Below are 20,054 nucleotides of genomic sequence, written 5' to 3' on the forward strand. Positions count from 1 at the left end.
GTCACGTCCCATGGTCATGGTCACGAAGGTTCCACCCCGTCACACCCCCACACACAGAGCGCTCCGTCTGCTGCTCGCCTCCGGTGTCACCGCCGTCTCGCTCGTGGCCGTCCCCGGTACCGCCGCCGCGGAGGACGACAAGGCCGCGGGGAACACGCTCACCGTCGCCGTCTCGCAGAGCATCGACTCGCTGAGCCCGTTCCTCGCCCAGAAGCTCACCTCGACCAGCATCCACCGGCTGGCGTACGAGTACCTCACCAACTACGACGCGAAGGACGCCCGTACGATCCCGGGCCTGGCGACGGCGTGGGCCCCCTCGGCGGACAAGCTGACGTGGACGTACACGATCCGCGAGGACTCGAAGTGGTCCGACGGGAAGCCGGCCACCGCCGAGGACGCGGCCTGGACCTTCAACAAGATGATGACCGACCCGAACGCGGCCACCGCCAACGGCAGCTTCACGGCCAACTTCGCGCAGGTCACGGCCCCCGACCCGAAGACGCTCGTCATCCGGCTGAAGAAGCCGCAGGCGACGATGACCGCGCTCGACGTGCCGATCGTGCCCAAGCACGTCTGGGAGAAGGTCGGCGACTTCTCGAAGTTCAACAACGACAAGCAGTTCCCCATCGTGGGCAACGGGCCGTTCGTCATCACGGACTTCAAGGTCGACCAGTACATCAAGCTCAAGCCGAACAAGACGTTCTGGCGGGGCGCGCCGAAGTTCGACGAGCTGGTCTTCAAGTACTACAAGGACGGGGACGCCGCCGTCGCCGCCCTCCAGAAGGGCGAGGTGTCCTTCGTACCGAATCTGACGCCCGCCCAGGCCGACGCGCTGAAGACCCAGAAGAACGTCAAGGTCAACGACGCGCCCGGCCGCCGCTTCTACGCCATCGCCACCAACCCCGGCGCGAGGGCCCAGGACGGCAAGACCTTCGGCAACGGCCACAAGGCGCTGCTCGACCCGGCCGTCCGCAAGGCGCTCTTCCTCGCGGTCGACCGCACCACCCTCGTCGACAAGGTCTTCCAGGGGCACGCGGTCGAGGGCGAGGGCTACATCCCGCCGCGCTTCGGCTCGTACTTCTGGAAGCCCGGCGACGCCCAGAAGCGGTCGTACGACCCCACCGCCGCGGACAAGCTCCTCTTCGCGGCCGGGTACCGGAAGAACGCGGAGGGCAAGCGGGTCGGCAAGGACGGCAGGCCGCTGGAGTTCCGGATCCTCTGTCACGCCACCGACCCGAACGACAAGGCGGTCGGCAAGTACCTCCAGGAGTGGTGGGGCGCGCTGGGCATCGGCCTGAAGGTCGAATGCCTGGACAGCGTCTCGGACCCGTGGGTCAAGGGTGACTACGACCTCGCGTTCGACGGCTGGTCGGTCAACCCCGACCCGGACTACGTCCTGTCGATCCACACCTGCGGCACCCTCCCCGCGACACCGAAGGACTCCGGGGCCACCGACAACTTCATCTGCGACAAGGAGTTCGACGGGCTCTACGCGCAGCAGGCGGTGGAGTACGACACCGCCAAGCGGGCGGATCTGGTGAAGCGGATGCAGTCCCGGCTGTACGACACGGGGTACATGAACATCATGGCCTACCCGAACGCCCTGGAGGCGTACCGCACGGACCAGATCGAGTCCATCACGACCATGCCCGAGGCCGCCGGGAACCTGTGGGGCCAGGACGGCTACTGGAGCTGGTGGTCGGCCGTGCCCACGGCCTCCGCGTCCGGCGACGGCTCCGGCTCCGGCTCCTCGACGACCATCTGGCTGATCCTCGGCCCCGCCGCGCTCGTCCTCGTCGCCGTGGGCGTCTGGACCGCCCGTCGTCGCCGCACCACCGCCGACGACCGCGAGTAGTCCGTGACGACAGCGAGCACCTCCGCCGACGTGGCGCGGGCCGAAGAGGCCCGCGCCACGGACGGCGCACCCCGCACCGGTTCCTCCCTCGGCTATCTCCGCCACGCGGCGGGCAAGCTCGGCGGCGCGCTCGTCTCCCTCTTCGCCGTCCTCGTCACCAGCTTCTTCCTGTTCCGGATCATCCCCGGTGACCCGGTGAAGGCGATGACGCACGGCGTGCCCACCTCCGCCGAGCAACTCGCCACGCTGCGCCGCCAGTTCGGTCTCGACCTGCCGCTGTGGCAGCAGTTCACCGACTACTGCGCCAAGGCGCTGAGCGGTGACCTCGGCACCTCGTTCCAGTTCCGTGCCCCGGTCGGCGACCTGATCTGGGAGAAGCTGCCCGCGACGCTGCTGCTCACCGGGGTCGCCGTGGTGATCTACTCGGCGCTCGGGCTCTGGCTCGGCACCCGCTCGGCCTGGCGGCACGGCGGGCTCGGCGACAAGCTGAACACCGGGATCGCGCTGACCCTGTGGTCGGTGCCCTCCTTCTGGCTCGGCCTGCTGCTCATCATCGTGTTCTCGGTCGGCATCGGCCCGGTCCCGGGGCTCTTCCCGACCGGCGGCATGGAGTCGGGCACGGGCGAGACCGGCTTCGCGTACGTCCTCGACGTCGCCCACCATCTCGTGCTCCCGGTCGTCACGCTCGTGGCCGTCGGATACGCGCAGACCCTGCTCGTGATGCGCTCCTCGCTCCTCGACGAGATGGGCGGCGACTATCTGACGACGGCGCGGGCGAAGGGGCTGCGCGACGACGACGTGCGGCGCCGGCACGCCGTGCCGAACGCGCTGCTGCCGACCGTGACCATGATCTTCATCAACCTGGGTCATGTGGCGGCCGGTTCGATCCTGGTGGAGACGGTGTTCTCCTGGCCGGGGCTCGGCGGGCTGTTCTACCAGGCCCTGAGCGTGCCCGATCTGCCGCTCGTCCAGGGTCTGTTCGTGGTCTTCGCCGGAGCGATGATCCTGATGAACCTGATCGCCGACCTGCTGTATCCGCTGCTCGACCCGAGGGTGGGCCGATGACCTCGACCGAGCCGACGCTGCCGTCGGCGGCCTCGCTGCGGTGGGAACGCCGCCGCAGCTCAGTGGCCCGCTTCTGGAAGGCGTACCGCACCCAGCGCGCCGGGCTCTACGGCCTCGCCGGGCTCGCCCTCATCGCGCTGCTCGCGCTGACCGCCCCGCTGCTCGTCGGCGCCGACGTGCAGTCGGTGACGCAGGCCCCGGGGACCGCCCTGGAGTCGCCGAGCGTCGAATTCCCGCTGGGAACCGACCAGTTCGGGCGCTCCCTGCTCGGTCTGCTGATCTGGGGAGCCCGGATCTCGCTGCTCGTCGGGCTCCTTGCGGCGGGCCTGTCGGTCGCCATCGGCACCCTGGTGGGGATCATCGCCGGGCACTACGGTGGCTGGTTCTCGACCGTCGTCATGCGGATCACCGACTGGTTCCTGGTGATGCCGGCCCTGGTCCTCGCGATCGTGCTCGCCACCGTCATGTCCCGGTCGATGTGGACGGTCGTCCTGGCCATCGGGGTGACCTCCTGGCCGACCACGGCCCGCCTGGTGCGGGCCCAGACGATCGCCGTCGAGTCCCGCCCGTACATCGAACGGGCGACCGCGCTCGGCGGCGGCCACGGGCACGTCATGAGCAAGCACGTGCTGCCGAACGTGATGCCCCTGGTGCTCGCGCAGACCACGCTCGGCATCTCGACCGCCATCCTCACCGAGGCGACCCTCGCCTTCCTCGGGCTCGGCGACCCGACGGTCGTCTCCTGGGGCGGCATGCTCCAGGACGCCCGCGAGGCCGGCGCGGTCTCCTCCGGGCACTGGTGGTACCTGGCCCCGCCCGGCATCGCCATCGCCCTGGTCGCGCTGGCGTTCACCCTGTGCGGCCGGGCCGTCGAGTCCGTACTCAACCCGAAGCTGGGGGCGGGCCGATGAGTACACAGAGCCTGCTGGAGGTACGGGACCTCAGGGTGACGTACGGGTCGGGCGCGGCCGCCGTGCCCGCCGTGCGCGGAGTCGACCTGACCCTGGAGCCGGGCCGCAAACTGGGGGTGGCGGGCGAGTCCGGCTGCGGCAAGTCCACGCTCGCCCTCGCGCTGCTGCGCCTGCTCCCGGCGTCGGCGCGGATCGAGGGGCGGATCCTGCTCGACGGCGACGACGTCCTCGCCATGAAGTGGGGCCGGCTCCGGGCCGTGCGGTGGGCGGGAGCGTCGATCGTCTTCCAGGGCGCGATGCACTCGCTCAACGCCGTGCACCGGATCGGGGACCAGATCGCCGAACCGCTGCTCGTACACGGCCGGGCGACCCCGGCGGCGGCCCGCAAGAAGGTCGGCGAGCTGCTCGAACACGTCGGTCTGCCCGCCGCGCGCGCGGCCGCCTATCCGCACGAACTGTCCGGTGGACAGCGGCAGCGCGTGATGATCGCGATGGCACTGGCCTGCGATCCGCGGCTGATCGTCGCGGACGAACCGACGACCGCGCTCGACGTGATGATCCAGGCGCAGATCCTGCGGCTGATCGAACGTCTCGTCGCCGAACAGTCCATCAGCCTCCTGATGATCAGCCACGACCTCGCGGTCCTCGCCGACACCTGTGACCGGCTCGCCGTGATGTACGCGGGCCGGGTCGTCGAGGAGGGGCCGGCGCGGGCGGTGTACGAGGCCGCGCGGCACCCCTACGGCCGGGCGCTGTCCTCGGCGTTCCCGCGCGTCGGGGACCTCGCGTCCCGGCGTGCGCCGCGCGGGCTGCCGGGGGACCCGCCGGACCCGGCGGACCTGCCGGGCGGCTGCACCTTCCATCCGCGTTGCCCGGTGGCGGTGGACGCGTGCGGGGAAATCGACCTGGAGCTACGGGAGGCGGGCGCGGACCACCGGGCCGCCTGCGTCCATGTGGGGAGCACGACATGAGTACGGAGACGGCCGTGCGTACGGAGACACCGTCGGCGTCCCTGCTGTCGGCGCGCGGGCTGCACGTCACCTTCCCCGGGCGGCGGGGCGCGCCGCCCGCACGGGCGGTCGACGGGGTGGACCTGGACATCGGCGCGGGCGAGATCGTGGCCCTCGTCGGGGAGTCGGGCTGCGGCAAGACGACCCTGGCCCGCTCGCTCCTCGGCCTGGTCCGGCCCACGTCGGGGACGGTCTCCTTCGACGGGAAACCGCTCGCGTACGGCTCGGGGGCGCTCAAGGCCTACCGGAAGCGCGCCCAGCTGGTCCTCCAGGACCCGAGCGGCTCGCTGAATCCCCGGCACACGGTGTACGACGCGGTGGCGGAGGGGCTGCGGATCCACGGATACGCGGGTGATGAGCGGGAGGCGGTCGCCGGGGCCCTCGCGCGGGCCGGGCTCCGTCCGCCGGAGCGCTTCTTCCTGCGCTACCCGCACGAACTGTCCGGCGGGCAGCGGCAGCGCGTCGTCATCGCGGGCGCGCTGGTCCTGGAGCCCGAACTCATCGTCGCCGACGAGCCGGTGGCCTCCCTGGACGCCTCCGTACGGGGCGAGATCCTGGCGCTGCTGCTGCGCCTGCGGGACGAACTCGGGCTGTCCGCCCTGGTGGTGACGCACGACCTGGGTCTCGCGTGGAACATCGCGGACCGGGTGGCGGTGATGTACCTGGGCCGGGTCGTGGAGACCGGCACCGTGGAGTCCGTCCTGACCCGGCCCCGACATCCTTATACGCAGGCCCTGTTGTCGGTGCTCCCGGAGTCCGGGGGCGCTCCGGTGGTGCTGACCGGTGAGCCCCCGGACCCGTCCCGCATCCCGTCCGGCTGCCGCTTCCACGCCCGCTGCCAGGTTCTCGCCTCGGGCGAGGCGGCGGCGGTCGCGGACCGCTGCCGCGGCGAGGGCCTGCCGGTCCTGGGCGGCGGCGGGGATCAGGCGGTGGCCTGCCACTGGGTGGCGCGGGAGACGGTGGTCTGAGCCGACCGGCTCAGGAAGGGTGGTCTTGATCCGGTCGGCTCAGGGAAGGATGCTCCGAGCCGACCGGCTCAGGGAGCGGCGGGCCGGACGACCGGCCCGTCGGGCGCGGCGGGCACGGCGACCGGCCCGCCCGGCTGCGCGGCGGGCTGCGCGGCGGGGTGGGCGACCGATGCGGCGGGCTTGGCGGGCTGCGCGGCGGGATCGGCGGGCGGCTTGCCCGTCGATTCCGTCGGCCGGCCCGTGGTGCCGGTCGGCTGACCCGTGGTGTCCGTGGGCGCCGCGGCCTTCGGCATCACCTCGCAGGAGCTGATGGACGTCCGCGTGGAGACCGACTTCACCGTGCAGGTGTCCTTGCCGACGCCGGCGTCCACCATCCCCCAGTGCTCGCCGACGATGAGGACCGCGCCGCCGGGGCCGCTGATCGTGTCGTCGCCGGGACCCGCCTGGATGAGCCCGCCGGACTCGGGTCCGAGGGCGTCCGCCTCGATAGTGTCGGCCTCGCTGCCGCCGAGGACCCGGCCGGAGAAGTCGATCGTGCCGACCTTGATGGTGTCGACGCCGTCGTTCCCGGTGACGATGCCGCCGCCGCGGTTGAACTTGCCGGGCGCGCCGGTGACCGAGCCGGTGGTGATCTTGTCGTCGCCGTCGTCACCGTGGACGACGGCGCCCTTCGTGGCCCCGTCGCCGGCCACCGTGGCGACCTTGATGATGTCGTTGCCACGGTTGCCCCGGACCATGCTGGAGGCGCTCTGGGGCACCAGGTGCTTGGTGCGGATGACGTCGTCGCCGTCGCCGCCCATCACGGCCGAGTCGATGACCAGACCGCGTACCTCGATCATGTCGTTCCCGCCGCCGCCCCAGACGGTGACGTTCTCCAGATCGCTGTCGCAGAAGATGTGGTCGTCCTGGCTGGTGCCGCTCACGACGTCGCCCGGCGGGGCGGAGACGTCGTTCACCCAGCACTGGTGCATGGGCACCCGTGCGCCGTTCGGGGCGGACGCCTCGGCGGGCGCGCCCGCCAGCGAGGCGGCGGCCGCGCCGGCGAGCAGCGCGGTGATCGCGGCGGGCCCGCGCAGGGCTCGGGGGCGCTTCCTGCGGCGGGAGGGTGGCGTTGCGGACATACGGCTCTCCTCTGCTGGGCGGTGCGGTGAACGCGAGGTGCGGGAACACGGGACTGGTTGCTCGGACGGCGTAAGGACGGCCCGCGGGCCGCCGACGGACGACCCTCAGGCCGCCGACGTACGAGCCGGGCGGAACGGTGGCGAGTAGCCGACGATGCGGCGGGTGCCGAGGCTCGGCTCGGGCGACACCGGGGCGTTCGTCCACCGGCCGAGGCACATCTCGGCGGTGATGCCGGGGCCGAAGCCGGCGAGGATGCCCCGCGCGCCCTCGGGCTGGCCGCCCTCCTCGAAGAGCCGTCGGACGGCGTCGAGGACGACGGCGCTGGCGATGTTGCCGTACTCCGTGAGCGTGGCGCGGCTGAACCGGAAGGCGTCCGGGGGCACTTCGAGGAAGCGGCTCAGGTCGTCGAGGATCCGCGGACCACCCGCGTGGATGATGTAGAAGTCCAGCTCACCGGCGTCCCATCCGTGCGCTCCCGCGACCTCGCGGAGCGCCGGGGCCAGCGGCTCCATCGTGCCGGGCACCCGCTTGTCGAGCAGGAAGTGGAAGCCGGTGGCGCGGACGCTGTAGGCGATCCAGTCCTCGGTGTCGGGCACCAGGTGGGAGCTGTTGCGCTCCAGGGCGATCCCGGTGCCGCCGCGTCCGCGCACCACGGCCGCGGCGACGGCGTCGCCGAACAGGCCGTTGGAGAGCAGCGAGCCGACGCCGAGGTCGGTGGGCTGGTAGCAGAGCGAGCAGAACTCGCAGGCCACGATGAGGACGTTGGCGTCCGGGTAGGCGGTGCAGAAGTCGTGCGCGCGATTGATCGCCGCGCCTCCGGCGGCGCAGCCGAGCTGCGCGATCGGGACCTGGCGGGTGTGGCTGGGGAAGCCCATCGTGTTGATCATCCAGGCGGTCAGCGAGGGCATCATGAAGCCCGTGCACGACACGTAGACGATCATGTCGATGTCCGCGGGGCGCAGCGCGGCGTTGTCCAGGGCCGCCCGGGCGACCGCTGGGACGCGGGCCTTGGCCTCGGCCTCGTAGCGGATGTTGCGTTCCTCGAAGCCCGGGTGCTTCAGGGTCTCCTCGATGGGCTGGACGATGTGGCGCCGGGTCACCCCGGTGTTGCCGATCAGCCGGAGCGCCAGGGCCAGTTGGGGGTGCCCCTCATGGTGTGCACGGGCGAGGTCGAGGGTCTCCTCCATCGTGATCACGTGCTCGGGCACGGACACAGCGGGCTTGCACAAAGTCACCACGACACTCGCTCCTTCGTCTCGTTCGCGTGAACTGCCGCCCACACTCACCCGGTGATCGCGCCCTCGCAACCGCGAGCGCCACCGGATGCCTACGGAGGGTGAACGGCGCGAGGGGAGAATGGTGCTCCGTCCGGGGGGCTGTCGGCGCTCGGCGTGTCCCCGCTCTCCGCCGCCGGGAACACCTCCCACATGACCTCCGAGATGACCTCCGAAGCGGCCGCCGGACCGGGCTCCGAACCGCCGCGTCCCCCGGGCTGCCCCACCGGGGTGCCCGCCTCCGCCGCCGCGCCGTCGGCCGCCCGTTCCTGGGCGGTCGACGACCTCCCCGCCCTCGCCTTCGACCCGCTGCTGACCGAGCTCCTGGAGAAGGAGCCCGTCGCCCGCATCCGGCTGCCGTTCACCGCGGAGAACGAGGCCTGGCTGGTGACCCGGTACGAGGACGTGCGCGCTGTGACCTCCGACCCCCGGTTCAGCCGTACCGCCCTGCTCGACCGGCAGGTCACCAAGATGACCGGCCACATGGTGGCCTCGAAGGCGGCCCTGAACTACGCCGATCCGCCGTACCACACGCAGCTGCGCAAGGCCGTCACCAAGGCCTTCACCGGGCAGAGCACCAAGCGGCTGCGCCCGCTGGCCCAGGCGAGCACCGACCGGTTCCTGGACGCGATGGAGGCGGCGGGCCGGCCCGCCGACCTGATGAAGCACCTGCACGGCCCGCTGCCGATGTCGGTGGTGTGCGATCTGCTCGGCATCCCCGAGGAGGACCGGGCGGAGCTGGCCTCCTGGCCCGACCTCATCCTGTCGTCGGGGCCCGGCCCGGAGAGCAGCAAGGCGGCCAAGGCCCAGATCCACGGCTACATCACCCGGTTGCTCGACCGGCGGCGCGCCGAGCCCCAGGACGATCTGGCGGGGGTGCTCGCGGAGTCCCTCGTCGAGGGCAGGATCTCCGTCGACGAGGCCGTCTCGCTGGCGATGGCGATCCTGATCAGCGGCGCGCACGCGGTACGGAACAACAGCGCCAACATGGTCTACGTGCTGCTCACCCGGCCGGAGCTGGCGGACCGGCTGCGCGCGGAGCCCGAGCTGCTCCCGCAGGCCGTGGACGAGCTGCTGCGGTGGATCCCGCACCGGAACGGCGTGGGGCTGCCGCGGATCGCGACCGAGGACGTCGAGGTCGGCGGGGTGTTGATCCGGGCGGGTGAGGCGGTGTACGCCTCCTACCTCGCGGCCAACCGGGACCCGGAGGCCTTCGAGGACCCGCACAGCCTCGACTTCGACCGCGAGGGCATCGGCCATGTGTCCTTCGGGCACGGGCCGCACCACTGCATGGGCGCGATGCTCACCCGCATGGAGTCGGAGGTGATGCTGTCGACGCTGCTGCGCCGCTATCCGGAACTGCGGCTCGCGGGGCGCCCCGAGGACGTGGTGTGGCAGTCGAAGGGGCTGATCCGCGGCCCGAAGGAGCTCCTCGTCACCTGGTGAGCGTACGGCGACGGGCTAGGGCCTGTCCGACGTCCTCGATGAGCCGCCGGATGATCCACCTCGGCCGGCCCCACGACGCCCTCAGACAGGCCCTAGCCGGCCTGGGGGTTCTCCAGGTCGTACGCTTCCGTCAGCTCCCGGCAGCGCTTCACGTCGCCGGCCATCGCTTCGAGCAGATCGTCCAGGGTGTCGAACTTGAGCATCCCGCGGACGTACGCGAGGAAGTCCACGGCCACGTGCAGCCCGTACAGATCGAGGCCCTCGCGGTCGATCGCGTACGCCTCCACCGTCCGCTCCGTGCCGTCGAACTGCGGGTTCGTGCCGACCGAGATGGCCGCCGGCATCCGCTCCCCGGCGGCCGTCAGCCAGCCGGCGTAGACGCCGTCGGCCGGGATGGCGGTGTGCGGGAGGGTCTCGACGTTGGCCGTCGGGAAGCCGAGTGCGCGGCCGCGCTGCGCGCCGCGGACCACGATGCCCTCGACCCGGTGCGGACGGCCGAGGATCTCGCCCGCCCCGGCCATGTCGCCCTCGGCGACGAGCCGGCGGGTGAGGGTGGAGGAGAAGGGCTCGCCGCCGCCCGCCGTGCCGCTGACGTACAGGTCGATGACCTCGACCTCGTAGTCGTAGGTGGCGCCGAGCTCGGACAGGAACGCGACGTTTCCGGCGGCCCGGTGTCCGAAGCGGAAGTTGGGGCCCTCGATGACGGCCTTCGCGTGCAGCTTGTCGACGAGCACCTTGACGATGAAGTCGGCCGGGGACAGCTGGGAGAACTCGGCGGTGAACGGCAGGACGAGCACCGCGTCCACGCCGAGGCCGGCCATCAGCTCGGCACGCCGGTGGTGCGGGGCGAGCAGCGGCGGGTGGCTGCCGGGCCGCACGACCTCGGAGGGGTGGGGGTCGAAGGTGACGACCACGGAGGGGACGCCGAGTTCCCTGGCGCGCTCGACGGCCCGCCCGATGATCAGCTGGTGCCCGCGGTGCACACCGTCGTAGGAGCCGATGGTGACGACGCTGCGCCCCCAGTCCTGGGGAATGTCCTCCAAGCCACGCCAGCGCTGCACTGTGACCGCTCCTCGTCCGCCTGTTCGCCGATTACGCAGGTCTAAGACTGCCATGCCCACGGCCGTCGGTTCGCATCGGCATGGAAGTGCCGTGGCTCCGCAGCGCCCGGAGGGTCTCCGGACCGAGCAGCGGCGCCCACTCGGCGGGGTCGGCGACCGTCCAGCGGGCGAGCAGCGTGGCGAACGCGGGCCGTGCGCGGACGTGCCCCGCGAGGGCCGGGTCGAGCAGCCTCGCCCCTTCGGGGGTACGGGCCCACAGGGTGCCGACCCGGTGGGTGAGCGCCCGGGTGCGTGGCTCGCTGCGCCGCTCGGCGGCCTCCGCGGCGGCCTCCAGGAGAGCGTCCAGGACGGTGAACTCCCCCGTCTCCGCCTCGTACCGCTCGTGCTCCAGGAGTACGTCGAGGAGTTCGGCGCGCAGATGCCGGGAGGCGCCGGTGCCGGGCGCGGCGAGGACGGCGGCGAGGGCGCGGCGGACCTGCGCGGGACGGCCCCGGATCAGGCCGGAGACCAGCGGGAAGAGGACGGACCTGGCGGCCGGGCCGTACTCGAAGCGCCGGTCGACGAAGTCGGCCACGTGCCCGGCGCCCTCGGGGTGGCGGGCGACGTACCCGCGGACCAGGGAGGCCACCCGGCGGGCGAGCGCGGGCGTGTCGACGTCGGCGAGCGCCCGCAGGGCGGCGGCCGGGGCCTCGCCGGTGCCGTCCAGCCGGGCCCCGAAGGCGGCGAGGACCGGCCCGGGGTCGGCCGTGAGGGCCTCGGCGAGGGCGCCCGCGGGCACCCGGGGCTCGGCGAGGGCGCGGGGCAGATGGCGGGCCCGGGTGTGCGGGTCGCGGATCAGCAGTCCGAGGGCGGCGCCGTGGAGCGCCTGGTCGCCGGGGCGGGCGAGCAGGGCCAGGGCGGCGAAGCGGAGGAGTTCGCGGTCGGCGGGGCGGGTGGCGTGGGCCGCGACCAGATGCCCGTACGTGGCGGCGGCGACGCGCCGCTCCGGGCGCCCGTCGTCGTGGGCCCAGCGGTCGACGGCGCGGCAGACGGCGGAGGGCTCGTCCTCGGCGAGGGCGGCGAGGAGGCCGTCGGCGAGCGGGTGGGCGGTGGCGACGAGCGCCTCGCACAGATCGTCGACGGCGAGCGCCCGATGGGTGTGCAGCAGGGCCTGGGCGGCGGTGGCGACGGTCGCGCCCGGGGCCGCGGGGAGGGCACGGTCGTCGCCGAACCAGCGGCAGAGCAGCGGTTGCACGCCCCGGGGGTCGGCGGTGAGCATCCCGGCGACGGCGGCGAGAGACCGCCCGCCGCCGGGGCCCTCGCCGGGCTCCTTGCCGTGCCCCTCGCCGGGCTCCGTGCCGTGGTCCTTGCCCTGTCCCGTGCCGGGCTCCGTGCCGTGGTACTTGCCTTGCCCCGTGCCGGGCTCCTCGCCGGGTTTCCTGCCGGGCGGCGGGTCCGCGGGTACGAGCCGCCGCAGCAGATCGATCCGCTCGTCCTCCCCGAGCGGCAGCCCCAGCCAGAACTCCGGCCCGAACGCGGCGAACACCGCGCCTCTCCCTTGGCCTTCCCCGATCCGGTCGGCGAGCAGCCGCAGGACGGGCAGGTACGGCCGGGGGTCCGGCAGTCGCCGCACGCTCTCCCCGAACAGCCGGGCGGCCCACCAGGGCCCGTCGCCGGAGGACCCTCCCTCCTCGCCTGCGTAACGCCCGAGCGCCTCGGCGAGCACGGCGAGACGGGGGGCGAGGGCGGCCGGGCCGCGCTCCCGGTGGAGCAGCAGGAGCGCCTGGAGGACGGGGCCGATGCGGTGACGCGGGACGGGCGGGGGCGCTTCGTCGGGGGTCCGCTGCCGGGGGACGGCGGGCGCGGTGCCGGGACCCGGCGACGAAGCGAAGGGGAGCACCGGGGGCTCGCCGGGCTCCGGTGGGGCGGCCGCGGCCGCCGTCGGCGAGAGCAGCGCCTCCAGGGCGCCGTCCAGGTCCAGGTGCGCGGCCTGTACCCAGTCCGCGAGTTCCTCGTGGGCGAAGCGGTAGCCGGAGCCGGCCGGGACCAGGAGGCCTTCGGTGAGGACCGCCGAGGCCCAGCCCGCCCGCCAGGGGAAGAGTTCCTCGAAGGAGGCCCGGTCGAGGACGCCGTGCCCCGGGCCGAGGCAGCGGCGGGCCGCCTCGTGCACCTGACCGGTGACACGCGCGGCGAGGCGGCGTACGGCGGTCCCCGGGGGCAGGGGCCGGGAACCCGCGGCGATCCGGACGGCGATCCGCAGGCACATCAGGTCGAGGTACGCGGTGAAGATCTCCTCGCGTCCCGGCCGCCCGGGGACGTCGGCCGGCAGCGCGGCCCGCACCTCGGCGAGCAGCCGCAGGGCCAGCGGGTGGCGGGCGTCGGCCTCGGCGAGGTCCGACTTGTTGAGCCCGTATCCCTCGCGTACGGCCTGGGCCTCGGCCGCGGAGTACGGCCCGAGGACGAGGGCGGCCGGCAGTCCGCCGGCCGCTCCGTCCCGGGGACCTCCGTCCCGGGGACCCGTCGCCGGCCGGTGCAGCGCGCCGGGGCGGTAGAGGGCGCCCGCACGTTCCCAGTGCTCGGGGCGGCAGGCGGTGACGAGGTGGACGTGGTGGGCGCGGAGCCAGTCCTCGGTGGCCGCCGTCCAGTCGGCGAGCCGGTGGGCGAGGCGGGGCGGCATCTCCTCGGGGCCGTCGAGGACGACCAGGAGCGGGCGGCCCGCCTCGTGGGCGAGGGCGGCGGCCCGTTCGGGGGTGGCGGTGGTGGTGTCGCCGGGCGCCCCGGAGGCGGCGACGATCCGGCCGGCCTGCTGGAGTACCCGGCCGACGCCCTCGGCGAGCGAGCGGTCCTCGGCGCGCAGGTCGGCGCCGCGCAGCCGGACGGTGGGGGCGGGTGCGACGCCCCGGGCGCGGCGGGCGCAGAGGGCGGCGAGGGCGGTGGTCCGGCCGGTGCCGGGGGCGCCGACGAGGGCGAGGACCGGTGCCTCGCCCGCTGTGAAGCGGGCGAACTCGCGGACGCACTCGGGGCGTTCGACGGGCTCGGGCCACGGGTCGGGTTCCCGTACGGGGCCGGTGGAGGTGGCGGTGAGTTCGAGGATTCCGGCGAGGTTGAGGTCGGGGCCGTAGGCGGGGACGGTGGCCGCGTTGCGCCGGAGGAGGGCGGTGAGGGTGCCTTCGGGCCGCAGTCGCACCGCGTATCCGGCGGCCGGGCGCTCGCCGTGCAGGGCGGTGCCGAGGACGGCGAGGACGGTGCCGGTGGTGGTGTCGAGGACGGGGCCGCCGGCGGCCTGTCCGCCGAGCCGGAGGGCCTCGGCGCCTTCGGTGCCGATGGCGAGTTCCAGGGCGTCGTCGAGCAGGTGGAAGCGGTCGGTGGCGGTGTACGTGACGGCGGCGGGGCCGAGCACGCGCGCCTCGCGCCAGCCGTGGGCGGCGATCCGTACGTATGTGCCGGGTTCGATCTCGGTCCGGGTCGCGAGCGGCAGCGGCCGTACGCCGAGGCCCTCGGTCCGTACGAGCGCGAGGCCGCTCTCCGGCAGCGGGGTGACGGCCTCGGCCTCGGCGAGCCAGGTCCGGTCGCCGGGGGCGTGCAGGACGACACGGCTGAGCCCGTCGACGGCTTCGTGACTGGTGACGACCGTTCCGTGGTGGTCGGCGAGGAATCCGGTGCCGCGAGGCCGGCCCGCCAGATCGCAGATCCTCACCAGCGTCGCCAGGTCCCCGCGTCCCATGGAGTCGACGGTAGGTCGCCGGTGATCACACGGAGGACCACGACCGGGGAACGCGCCCCCTGGCACTCCCCCCTTCACTCCGAGCGCCTCCCTGATGGGGTGATTCTTCGGCGTTCCGCCGGACAGGCTCTCGCGGGGGAAACAGAGGGGGGAAACACGTGAGGGCGGGCACGCGCGCGTGCCCGCCCTCACTGTGAGCCGACGATGAGCTCCGAACCGCTCGGATCAGCCGAAGACGGCGAGGCTCTTGGCCTTGCCCCGCTGGTCCTCCACGAGCGCCAGGAGCGTCCCCTCGGGCCCGAAGACCGCGACGGGACCCGCCGGGTACTCCGGCATCTCCAGACGGACGCCGTTGAGCAGCAGCTTGGCCCGCTTCTCGTCGACGTCCCACCGGGCGAACGCCGCCGAGGCCGCGTCGGCGACCGGCATGACCGTGAGCTCCTCCTGGAGCTGGTCGAGCGTCTTCGCCGAGTCCAGCTTGTACGGCCCGACCCGGGTGCGGCGCAGCGCGGTCAGGTGCCCGCCCACGCCGAGGCCGGCGCCGAGGTCCCGGGCGAGCGCCCGGATGTACGTACCGGAGGAGCAGACGACGGAGACGACCAGGTCGACGACGGGAGTGCCGTCCTCGGCGGTGGCCTCACGGACGTCGTACACCTGGAAGGAGGAGACGGTGACCGGGCGGGCCGGGATCTCGAACTCCTCGCCGCCGCGCACGCGCGCGTACGACCGCTTGCCGTCGATCTTGATCGCGGAGACCTTCGACGGCACCTGCATGATGGCGCCGGTCAGCTCGGCGACGCCCGCGTCGATGCCTTCGCGGGTGACCTTCGAAGCGTCGACCGACGCCGTGATCTCGCCCTCGGCGTCGTCGGTGATCGTCGTCTGGCCCAGGCGGATGGTGCCCAGGTACTCCTTCTCGGTCAGCGCGAGGTGACCGAGAAGCTTGGTCGCCCGCTCCACGCCGAGGACGAGGACGCCGGTGGCCATGGGGTCGAGCGTGCCGGCGTGACCGACCCGGCGGGTCTTCGCGATCCCGCGCATCTTGGCCACGACGTCGTGCGAGGTGAATCCCGACGGCTTGTCGACGATGACAAGTCCGTCGGGAGTCTTTGCTGCGTTGCTCATTCGGCGGCTTCGTCCTCGCCCGGCTTCTTGTAGGGGTCGGCCTCGCCGGCGAAGGTGGCGCCCGAGGACGCCTCCCGCACCTGCTCGTCCGAGGCGCGTGCCCGGTCGAGGAGGTCCTCGATCGTCTTGGCGTTCTCCGGGAGGGCGTCGGCCACGAAGGCCAGGGTCGGGGTGAACTTGGTCCCGGCCGCGCGGCCCACGGCCGACCGGAGGATGCCCTTGGCGCTCTCCAGGCCGGCGGCGGCGCTCGCCCGCTCCTCCTCGTCGCCGTAGACCGTGTAGAAGACCGTGGCCTCCCGCAGGTCGCCGGTGACGCGGGTGTCCGTGATGGTCACGTGCGTGCCCAGGCGGGGGTCCTTGATGCCGCGCTGCAGCTTCTCGGCGACCACCTCCCGGATGAGGTCTGCCAGCTTCTTCGCCCGCGCGTTGTCGGCCACTGGTCCTTCTCCTTCTTTGCCTTGCTCAACATCAGTCTTCATCAGTGTGGAGCCTGCGGCGCACCGACAGCAGCTCCACCTCGGGGCGGGCGGCGACGAGCCGCTCGCACCGGTCCAGTACATCGCTGAGGTGTCCCGTGTCCCCCGACACCATCGCGACGCCGATCTCGGCCCGTCGATGGAGGTTCTGGCCGCTGACCTCCGCCACGCTCACCGCGAATTTCCGCTGGAGCTCGGCGACGATCGGCTTGACGACGGAGCGTTTCTCCTTCAACGAACGAACGTCGCCGAGGAGCAGATCGAAGGACAGTGTCCCCACATACATGTATGTCCGGATGTCCCGCCGGTTCGGGTTCGGTGTGCCCGCCGACCGCTCGGCGGGGACATCCGAAACCGTACACGCAACGGCCGGGGCCGATCGACGGAATAGTTTCCGCCGACCGGCCCCGGCTCACTGCTGCGATCGGACGCGATCAGGCGCGCGGCTTCTCGCGCATCTCGTACGTCGCGATGACGTCGTCGATCTTGATGTCGTTGAAGTTTCCGAGGTTGATACCGCCCTCGAAGCCTTCGCGGATCTCGGTGACGTCGTCCTTGAAGCGGCGCAGACCGTGGATCGTGAGGTCCTCGGCGATGACCTTGCCGTCGCGGACGAGGCGCGCCTTGGTGTTGCGCTTGACCTCGCCGGAGCGGATGAGGACACCGGCGATGTTGCCCAGCTTGGACGAGCGGAAGACCTCGCGGATCTCCGCCGTACCGAGCTCGACCTCTTCGTACTCCGGCTTGAGGAGGCCCTTGAGCGCCGCCTCGATCTCCTCGATCGCCTGGTAGATGACCGAGTAGTACCGGACGTCGACGCCCTCGCGCTCCGCCATCTGCGCGGCACGGCCGGCCGCACGGACGTTGTAGCCGATGACGATGGCGTCGGAGCCCATGGCCAGGTCGATGTCCGACTCGGTGACCGCACCCACACCGCGGTGCAGGACACGGATGTCGACCTCTTCGCCGACGTCGAGCTGGAGCAGCGAAGCCTCCAGGGCCTCGACCGCACCGGACGCGTCGCCCTTGATGATGAGGTTGAGTTCCTGGACGAGACCGGCCTTGAGCACCTTGTCGAGGTCCTCGAGGGACACCCGGCGGACGCGCTTGGCGAAGGCGGCGTTGCGCTCACGCGCGGCGCGCTTCTCGGCGATCTGACGGGCCGTACGGTCCTCGTCGACAACCAGGAGGTTGTCGCCGGCACCCGGGACGTTGGTGAGACCCAGGACCAGGACGGGAGTCGACGGGGTCGCCTCCTCGACGTTGTTGCCCTTGTCGTCGAGCATCGCCCGGACACGGCCGTACGCGTCGCCGACCACCACGGTGTCGCCGATGCGCAGCGTTCCGCGCTGGACCAGGACGGTCGAGACGGCACCGCGACCACGGTCGAGGTGGGACTCGATCGCAATACCCTGCGCGTCCTGGTTCGGGTTGGCCCGCAGGTCGAGCGAGGCGTCGGCGGTGAGGACGACGGCCTCCAGCAGGGAGTCGATGTGCAGACCCTGCTTGGCGGAGATGTCGACGAACATCGTGTCGCCGCCGTACTCCTCGGCCACCAGACCGAACTCGGTCAGCTGACCGCGGACCTTGGTCGGGTCCGCACCCTCGACGTCGATCTTGTTGACCGCGACGACGATCGGGACGCCGGCGGCCTTGGCGTGGTTGAGCGCCTCGATCGTCTGCGGCATGACGCCGTCGTTGGCCGCGACCACGAGGATCGCGATGTCGGTCGACTTCGCACCACGGGCACGCATGGCGGTGAACGCCTCGTGACCCGGGGTGTCGATGAAGGTGATGCGACGCTCTTCGCCGTTGACCTCGGTACCCACCTGGTAGGCACCGATGTGCTGGGTGATGCCACCGGCCTCGCCCGCGACGACGTTCGTCTTGCGGATCGCGTCGAGAAGTCGGGTCTTACCGTGGTCGACGTGACCCATGACGGTGACGACCGGCGGACGGGAGACCAGAGCCTCTTCGCCGCCCTCGTCCTCGCCGAACTCGATGTCGAAGGACTCGAGGAGCTCGCGGTCCTCTTCCTCCGGCGAGACGATCTGAACGGTGTAGTTCATCTCCTCGCCGAGCATCGTCAGCGTGTCGTCGGAGACGGACTGCGTGGCCGTGACCATCTCACCGAGGTTCATCATCACCGCGACGAGCGACGCCGGGTTGGCGCCGATCTTCTCGGCGAAGTCGGTGAGGGAGGCACCGCGCGACAGGCGAATGGTCTCGCCGTGGCCGCGAGGCAGCATCACGCCGCCCACGGACGGGGCCTGCATGGCCTCGTACTCCTGGCGCCTCTGACGCTTCGACTTGCGACCGCGACGCGCGGGACCACCGGGACGACCGAAGGCGCCCTGCGTGCCACCACGGCCACCCGGACCGCCGGGACGGCCACCGAAGCCACCGGGACGACCGCCGAAGCCGCCGCCACCGCCGCCGGGACCACCCGGACGACCGCCGCCGCCACCGGGACCACCGGGACGACCGGCGAAGCCGCCGCCGCCACCGCCGGGACCGGCCGGACGACCGGCGAAGCCGGGACGACCGCCGCCGCCACCGCCGGGACCACCCGGACGGCCGCCGGGGCCACCGGGACCACGGCCACCGCCGCCGGGACCGGGACGCGGGCCGGCAGCGGGACGCTGCGGCATCATGCCCGGGTTGGGACGGTTACCGCCGGGCGCGCCGCCCGGACGGGGAGCCTGCGGACGAGGCATGCCACCGGGGGTGGGACGAGCGCCGCCCTGACCCTGCGGGCGCGGGGCGCCGCCGGGGCCACCCTGCGGACGCGGGGCGCCCGGAGCGGCACCGGGGCCGCCGGGACGGGGAGCGCCGCCACCGGGACGGGGCGTCTGCGGACGCGCCATGCCGGTGGAGCCACCCGAGGTGAAGGGGTTGTTGCCCGGACGCGGACCGGCCGGACGGGCACCGCCCGGACGGGGAGCGCCCTGACCCTGCGGACGCGGGGCACCCTGGCCCTGCGGACGCGGTGCGCCCTGACCCGGACGAGCGGGACGCTCGCCGGTGGGACGGGGACCCTGCGCGGCGCCACCGGGGCGCTGACCGGCGGCGGGAGCCGACGGGGGCGCGGTGAACTCGGGGGCGGCCGGAGCCGGGGTGACCGGCTTGGGCGCGGGCTTCGGGCCCGGGCGGGGGCCCGAGGCGGCCGGAGCCGGAGAGGGGGTGCTGCTCGCGGGCGCGGCCGGAGTGACCGGGGCCGGCGCCGCAGGCACGGCGGGGGCCGGCTTGGGGGCCGGGGCGCCGGGCTTGGGGGCAGCGGGACGTGCCGCGGCGGCCGGAGAAGGCGCCGCGGGCTTGGAGGGGGCGGCCTTACGAGGCGCGCCGGGCTTCGCAGCGGTCTTGCCGGCGTTGCCGCCGGGACCCTGCAAAGCGTCAGTCAACTTGCGCACGACCGGCGCCTCGATCGTCGAGGACGCCGAACGGACGAATTCACCGAGTTCTTGGAGCTTGGCCATGACGACCTTGCTCTCCACGCCGAACTCCTTGGCGAGTTCGTATACCCGGACCTTAGCCACTTCGCTCCTTTGAGGTCCGGGTTACCGCCGGACCGTCGCTACTTCATGGGCGTACTCATCGCGTACTCATCGAGTGCTCATCGCAATCTCGACCTACTTCCAACTCGCGAGGTACCTGACCGCACGGTGTTCCGTGCCGTACTTCTTCACTGCGGTGCCGGCCGTTCGACGTGGTGACGTAGTTCCGCTGTTTCGAGCGGGCCCTGGACCCGGAAGGCCCTCGGAAACGCTCGGCGGCGGACCGCCAGGTCGAGACAAGCCACGGCGGGGTGCAGGTACGCACCCCGGCCGGGCAGCGTACCGCGATGATCGGGAACGCACTCGTCCTTACTCACCACGATCCGCAGCAGATCGCTCTTGGCCGCTCGCACCCGGCATCCCACACAGGTTCGCTCAGGGCACGCGCGGGCATGCGTCCGGCCAGACACGATTAAGTCTACCTCCCCGTACCGACCTCACCTGTTTGGGGCAAGAATCGAACAGTTGTTGGCCAAAAACGGTC

General features: G+C 72.7%; 15 protein-coding genes. 6 read left to right on the forward strand and 9 right to left on the reverse strand.

Features of this window, described 5'->3' with window-relative positions:
- Nucleotides 1-16 precede the first annotated feature (16 nt).
- The 5 genes from N5875_RS10505 to N5875_RS10525 are packed head-to-tail and all read left to right on the forward strand — an operon-like array spanning nt 17 to nt 5,809.
- The gene (locus tag N5875_RS10505) at nt 17-1,855 is read left to right on the forward strand and encodes an ABC transporter substrate-binding protein (protein WP_318207947.1); all 1,839 of its coding nucleotides are present in this window, start codon (nt 17-19) and stop codon (nt 1,853-1,855) included.
- Nucleotides 1,856-1,858: 3 nt separating this feature from the next.
- Nucleotides 1,859-2,920, forward strand: coding sequence for an ABC transporter permease (locus N5875_RS10510; protein ID WP_318207600.1), 1,062 nt, complete (start codon nt 1,859-1,861; stop codon nt 2,918-2,920).
- Nucleotides 2,917-3,831 carry an ABC transporter permease gene (locus N5875_RS10515; RefSeq protein WP_338493289.1) on the forward strand — a complete coding sequence of 305 codons (915 nt, stop codon included), beginning with the start codon at nt 2,917-2,919 and terminating at the stop codon, nt 3,829-3,831. Before N5875_RS10510 ends, N5875_RS10515 begins: the two co-directional genes overlap by 4 nt.
- Nucleotides 3,828-4,802: an ABC transporter ATP-binding protein gene (locus N5875_RS10520; RefSeq protein WP_318207602.1), complete on the forward strand. Its 975-nt coding sequence runs from the start codon at nt 3,828-3,830 to the stop codon at nt 4,800-4,802. Before N5875_RS10515 ends, N5875_RS10520 begins: the two co-directional genes overlap by 4 nt.
- Entirely contained in the window at nt 4,799-5,809 is a 1,011-nt protein-coding gene (locus tag N5875_RS10525) for an ABC transporter ATP-binding protein (protein WP_318207603.1), read from the forward strand. The genes N5875_RS10520 and N5875_RS10525 overlap by 4 nt, the downstream gene beginning before the upstream one ends.
- Nucleotides 5,810-5,877: 68 nt before the next feature.
- Here the strand turns inward: N5875_RS10525 and N5875_RS10530 are convergent, their stop codons facing one another.
- Nucleotides 5,878-6,930, reverse strand: coding sequence for a hypothetical protein (locus tag N5875_RS10530; RefSeq protein ID WP_338493291.1), 1,053 nt, complete (start codon nt 6,928-6,930; stop codon nt 5,878-5,880).
- Between the two features lie 105 nt (nt 6,931-7,035).
- Nucleotides 7,036-8,358 carry a type III polyketide synthase gene (locus tag N5875_RS10535; RefSeq protein WP_318207605.1) on the reverse strand — a complete coding sequence of 441 codons (1,323 nt, stop codon included), beginning with the start codon at nt 8,356-8,358 and terminating at the stop codon, nt 7,036-7,038.
- Nucleotides 8,359-8,436: 78 nt separating this feature from the next.
- Here N5875_RS10535 and N5875_RS10540 point away from each other — a divergent pair, with 78 nt between their 5' ends.
- Nucleotides 8,437-9,651, forward strand: coding sequence for a cytochrome P450 (locus N5875_RS10540; RefSeq protein WP_318207948.1), 1,215 nt, complete (start codon nt 8,437-8,439; stop codon nt 9,649-9,651).
- Between the two features lie 92 nt (nt 9,652-9,743).
- Here the strand turns inward: N5875_RS10540 and N5875_RS10545 are convergent, their stop codons facing one another.
- The 7 genes from N5875_RS10545 to N5875_RS10575 form a co-directional block, all read right to left on the reverse strand.
- A complete protein-coding gene (locus N5875_RS10545) occupies nt 9,744-10,712 on the reverse strand; it encodes a bifunctional riboflavin kinase/FAD synthetase (RefSeq protein WP_318207606.1) in 969 nt (322 codons plus the stop codon).
- A gap of 31 nt (nt 10,713-10,743) precedes the next feature.
- Entirely contained in the window at nt 10,744-14,415 is a 3,672-nt protein-coding gene (locus tag N5875_RS10550; protein WP_338493294.1) for a serine protease, read from the reverse strand.
- A 225-nt stretch (nt 14,416-14,640) separates the two neighbouring features.
- On the reverse strand, nt 14,641-15,540 hold the full coding sequence (gene truB, locus N5875_RS10555) for a tRNA pseudouridine(55) synthase TruB (protein WP_338493295.1): 900 nt from the start codon (nt 15,538-15,540) through the stop codon (nt 14,641-14,643).
- The gene (gene rbfA / locus N5875_RS10560; protein ID WP_318207609.1) at nt 15,537-15,977 is read right to left on the reverse strand and encodes a 30S ribosome-binding factor RbfA; all 441 of its coding nucleotides are present in this window, start codon (nt 15,975-15,977) and stop codon (nt 15,537-15,539) included. The genes truB and rbfA overlap by 4 nt, the downstream gene beginning before the upstream one ends.
- Before the next feature lie 31 nt (nt 15,978-16,008).
- A complete protein-coding gene (locus N5875_RS10565; RefSeq protein ID WP_318207610.1) occupies nt 16,009-16,302 on the reverse strand; it encodes a DUF503 domain-containing protein in 294 nt (97 codons plus the stop codon).
- 148 nt (nt 16,303-16,450) lie between these two features.
- Nucleotides 16,451-19,552, reverse strand: coding sequence for a translation initiation factor IF-2 (gene infB / locus N5875_RS10570; protein ID WP_318207611.1), 3,102 nt, complete (start codon nt 19,550-19,552; stop codon nt 16,451-16,453).
- Nucleotides 19,553-19,698: 146 nt separating this feature from the next.
- Entirely contained in the window at nt 19,699-19,980 is a 282-nt protein-coding gene (locus N5875_RS10575; RefSeq protein WP_318207612.1) for a YlxR family protein, read from the reverse strand.
- Nucleotides 19,981-20,054 lie beyond the last annotated feature (74 nt).

This window comes from Streptomyces sp. SJL17-4, from assembly GCF_036826855.1.
Classification (GTDB): domain Bacteria; phylum Actinomycetota; class Actinomycetes; order Streptomycetales; family Streptomycetaceae; genus Streptomyces.

Bases quoted from the DNA above. Each gene is read 5' to 3' on its own strand.
- N5875_RS10530 (WP_338493291.1), bottom strand. From the start codon at position 6,930: ATGTCCGCAACGCCACCCTCCCGCCGCAGGAAGCGCCCCCGAGCCCTG.
- N5875_RS10505 (WP_318207947.1), top strand. From the start codon at position 17: ATGGTCACGAAGGTTCCACCCCGTCACACCCCCACACACAGAGCGCTC.
- N5875_RS10515 (WP_338493289.1), top strand. From the start codon at position 2,917: ATGACCTCGACCGAGCCGACGCTGCCGTCGGCGGCCTCGCTGCGGTGG.
- N5875_RS10550 (WP_338493294.1), bottom strand. From the start codon at position 14,415: ATGGGACGCGGGGACCTGGCGACGCTGGTGAGGATCTGCGATCTGGCG.
- N5875_RS10525 (WP_318207603.1), top strand. From the start codon at position 4,799: ATGAGTACGGAGACGGCCGTGCGTACGGAGACACCGTCGGCGTCCCTG.
- truB (WP_338493295.1), bottom strand. From the start codon at position 15,540: ATGAGCAACGCAGCAAAGACTCCCGACGGACTTGTCATCGTCGACAAG.
- N5875_RS10565 (WP_318207610.1), bottom strand. From the start codon at position 16,302: ATGTATGTGGGGACACTGTCCTTCGATCTGCTCCTCGGCGACGTTCGT.
- N5875_RS10520 (WP_318207602.1), top strand. From the start codon at position 3,828: ATGAGTACACAGAGCCTGCTGGAGGTACGGGACCTCAGGGTGACGTAC.